This window comes from Roseateles sp. (assembly GCF_036486225.1).
Taxonomy (GTDB): Bacteria; Pseudomonadota; Gammaproteobacteria; order Burkholderiales; family Burkholderiaceae_C; genus Roseateles.
Genome location: NZ_DASVNZ010000005.1, coordinates 1 through 3,376, shown reverse-complemented (window position 1 = coordinate 3,376; position 3,376 = coordinate 1). Strand labels below are relative to the sequence as shown.

Here is a 3,376-nt window from a genome sequence, read left to right as displayed (position 1 = left end):
CGTCCTGCGCGACCGCGAACAGGCCCTCGCCCTCGACGGCGAGGTCGAGGTCGCGGCCCGTGTCGCGCTGGCTGCCGGCGCGCGCGCTGACCACGTCCGACCGCGCCTGCGACAGGTGCCGCGCGTCGTAGCCGTAGCCCTTCACCTGCGCGGCGCTGGCCTGCTCCAGGTTGGCGCGGAAACCGGCCGTCTCCATGTTGGCCAGGTTGTTGGCATGCACGGCCTGCGCGCGCTGGATGCGCTCGGCGCCGCTCATGACGGTGTAGATCAGGGCGTCCATGCGATCACACGGCCTGCATCAGCGCCTGCATCATCTCGTTCTCGGTCGAGATGAGCTTGGTGTTGGCCTGGTAGTTGCGCTGCGCGCTCATCAGGCTGACGAGCTCGCCGGTGACGTCGACGTTGGACTGCTCGATCGCGCCGGCACTGAGCTTGGACGCGGTGCCCGCGCCCGGGCGGCCGTACAGCGCCGCGCCGCTGTCCTGCGTCGAGATCCAGCTGGTGTCGCTGATGGGCTTGAGCGCGCTCTCGTTGGCGAAGGTCGCCAGCGCGATCGTGCCGATCCTGGGCTTCTCGCCGTTGCTGTAGATGGCGATCAGCGAGCCGTCCTCGGACAGGCTGGTGCCCGTCAGCGTGCCGGCGGCGTAGCCGTTGGTCTCGTTGGTGCGCGTGGTCGTGTCGCCGGCGAACTGCGTGGTGCTCGTGTAGTCGATGCGCATGACGATGGGCGCCGCGCCGTTGGCGGGCGCGGCGTTCAGCGTGACGGCGGGCACCGCAGTGAGCTGGCCCTGCGCGTCGAAGGTCATCGTCGCGCCGACGCCGGCCGGGGCCGCGCCGTCGAAGCTGTAGTACGCGTTCACCGCGCCCACGCCGGTCTTCACGAAGTACTGCGTCACCGTGTGCTTGCTGCCCAGCGAGTCGAACACCGTGGAGGTGATCGAGCTGTTGTAGCTGCGCGAGTCCGTCATGTCGAACGGCGCCACGGCCGGCGCGGTCCAGTCGGCGCTGAGGTTGCCGTTGTAGGTCAGCACGTCGCTGGCCTGCGCGGGGATGGTGCCGGTGGTGACGCGCAGATCGCCGAAGGCCCCCAGGCCGGCGCCCTCCACCGGCCGGCCCTGGGCGTCCAGCACCGCGGCGTAGCCCTGCGCCTTGCGGCCCAGGTTGTCGATCACGTAACCGTCCTTGTCCACGTCGAACATGCCGACGCGCGTGAACACGGTCTGGCCGTCGTCGCCCTTGACCGCGAAGAAGCCGCGCCCCTGGATCATCGCGTCCATGCCGCGGCCCGTGTTGAACAGACCGCCGCCGGTCTGCAGGCTCTGCGAGACCGAGCCCACTTCGACGCCGGTCGGCGTCGTGTCGGCGTACATGGACGAGAAGTTGCTGCGGCTGGACTTGAAGCCGTAGGTGCCGGAGTTGGCGATGTTGTTGCTGATGGTCTCCAGGCTGGCGTTGACCGCGTTGATGCCCGAACGTGCGATTTCGAAACTCATGGGGGCCTCCGAAGGCGTTGGATGCAGGGAACTCGAGAAACTCTGGGAAGCTGAAGAAACGCGCTCGCGCGTCAGGACGCGGCGCGGCCCTTGAACTGGGTGATGGCCTGGCTGGTGACCTCGCCGACGCCGGCGAGCTGCAGCATCACGCCGCCGTCGGCGGACAGGCGCACGCCGTCCAGGCGGGCGACGGTCTCCAGGCTCACGTCGCGCTTGTCCTTGGCCTCGAACCTCAGGCTGTACTGGCCGTCGCCCAGGCCGAGCTTGGCCGGATCCAGCGTGTAGCCGTGCTCGCCCTTGCCCAGCGAGCCCAGGTCCACGCGCGTCTCCTTGCCGTCGCTGCCGGTCACGACCAGCGTGTTCTGCGGGCTGGACGAGTCCAGCGCGTAACGCAGCTCGACCTTCTCGCCGGCCAGCTGCACCTGAGACACGGTGGCCTGCAGCGTGGAGCCGACCTGCGCGCCCAGCGTCATCAGCTGCAGGCTGGCCAGCATGCTGGCGTTGGTCTGGCCCTGCGAGGTGAGCTTCTGCATCGACTCGACCTGGCTCAGCTGCGTGAGCTGGCTGACGAACTGCGACGGGTCCTGCGGCGAGAGCGGATCCTGGTTCTTGATCTGCGCGACCAGCAGCGTGGTGAACAGGTTGCTCAGGCCGGCGCTGTCGCCGTTGCCGGCGATCGCGTTGGAGGACGCGCCGTTGCCGCTGGCGTTGTTGTTGACGGGGGTGGTCATGTCGGGGCTCCGTGGGGGATCGGGGTCAGGTCTTGATCAGGCCGGGATCAGAAGTCGATCAGCCTTCGCCGAGGCGCAGCAGCGACTGCTGCATGGACTTCACGCGCGACAGCACCTCGACGTTGGTCTCGAAGGCACGCGAGGCGGACAACATGTCGGTCATCTCGGCGACCGGATTGACGTTGGGATAGAAGACCTCGCCGTTCTCGTTGGCGAGCGGGTTCTCCGGCTCGTAGGCCTTGCGCAGCGGCTCCTGGCTCTCGACGACGTCCAGCACCTGCACGCGCGTGCCCGCGAGCTGCTGATCGCCCAGCCCTTCGCGCGCGGCGAGCGCGGCGAAGACCGGCTTGCGGGCGTGGTACGTGGCGGTCTCGCTGCCGGCGGCGGACTGCGCGTTGGCCAGGTTGCTGGCGATGGTGTTCAGGCGCACCGTCTGCGCGGACATCGCCGAGCCGGCGATCTGGCTGATCTGCTTGAAGGACATGGAGAGTTCCCTTGCTTACTGGCCGCTGATGGCCTTGGCCAGGCCCTTGAGCTTCATGTTCACGAAGCTCAGGCTGGTCTGGAAATCGAGCGCGTTCTGCGCGAAGGCGGCCTGCTCCACGCCCAGCTCGACGGTGTTGCCGTCCTGCGCGGGGTGGTACGGGACGCGGTACTTCATGTCCTGGTCGCCGGTGTCCAGCGCCAGTTCTCCGTTGAAGCCGTCGCCCGATCCGTCGCCCGATCCTCCACTGGTCGCGAGTGCGCTGCGCAAGGACGCGGCAAAATCGATGTCGCGCGCCTGATACCCCGGCGTGCTGACGTTGGCGATGTTGGAGGCGAGGACCTTGGTCCGCTCCGCACGCAGACGCAGCGCGTCGTCATGCACCCCGGCCGCCTTGCTGAAATCGATGCTCATGCGCGACTCCCTCTTTGCTTTCGTTTCCGTGTTTCGTCCACTGTCGATCGCCGTGGCGGTCTCAGCGCTGTCCTTGCCATGCGGGCTGCCGGCCGCCGTGGCCGCGGGAAGCACACCGAATGCGCAGAGCGCCTCGAAGGACGGCACCGCCCTGCTCGATGCCCAGGTCCTGGACACCGCGCGCGCCGCGTTGCTGGACCAGGCCCAGCAGGCCGGCCTGATCTCGCCCGAGCTGCAGCTGCAACAGCCCGCGC

6 protein-coding genes are annotated in these 3,376 nt (G+C 68.5%); 1 reads left to right on the top strand and 5 read right to left on the bottom strand.

The features are described 5' to 3' along the window. The 5 genes from VF536_RS00300 to flgB all read right to left on the bottom strand — a co-directional run. The coding region (locus tag VF536_RS00300) for a flagellar basal body protein (RefSeq protein WP_331612757.1) at window positions 1–280 on the bottom strand (280 nt) is incomplete at its 3' end. Between the two features lie 4 nt (window positions 281–284). Continuing rightward, window positions 285–1,493: a flagellar hook-basal body complex protein gene (locus VF536_RS00295; RefSeq protein WP_331612756.1), complete on the bottom strand. Its 1,209-nt coding sequence runs from the start codon at window positions 1,491–1,493 to the stop codon at window positions 285–287. Between the two features lie 71 nt (window positions 1,494–1,564). Continuing rightward, window positions 1,565–2,224, bottom strand: a complete 660-nt coding sequence (locus VF536_RS00290; RefSeq protein ID WP_331612755.1) for a flagellar hook capping FlgD N-terminal domain-containing protein — start codon at window positions 2,222–2,224, stop codon at window positions 1,565–1,567. 58 nt (window positions 2,225–2,282) lie between these two features. Next, window positions 2,283–2,708 carry a flagellar basal body rod protein FlgC gene (gene flgC, locus VF536_RS00285; protein ID WP_331612753.1) on the bottom strand — a complete coding sequence of 142 codons (426 nt, stop codon included), beginning with the start codon at window positions 2,706–2,708 and terminating at the stop codon, window positions 2,283–2,285. Between the two features lie 15 nt (window positions 2,709–2,723). Then, entirely contained in the window at window positions 2,724–3,122 is a 399-nt protein-coding gene (gene flgB / locus VF536_RS00280; protein WP_331612752.1) for a flagellar basal body rod protein FlgB, read from the bottom strand. Between flgB and VF536_RS00275 the strand changes: the two genes are divergently transcribed. Beyond that, a partial coding sequence (locus VF536_RS00275) for a hypothetical protein (protein ID WP_331612751.1) occupies window positions 3,121–3,376 on the top strand: 256 nt, incomplete at its 3' end. The genes flgB and VF536_RS00275 overlap by 2 nt on opposite strands.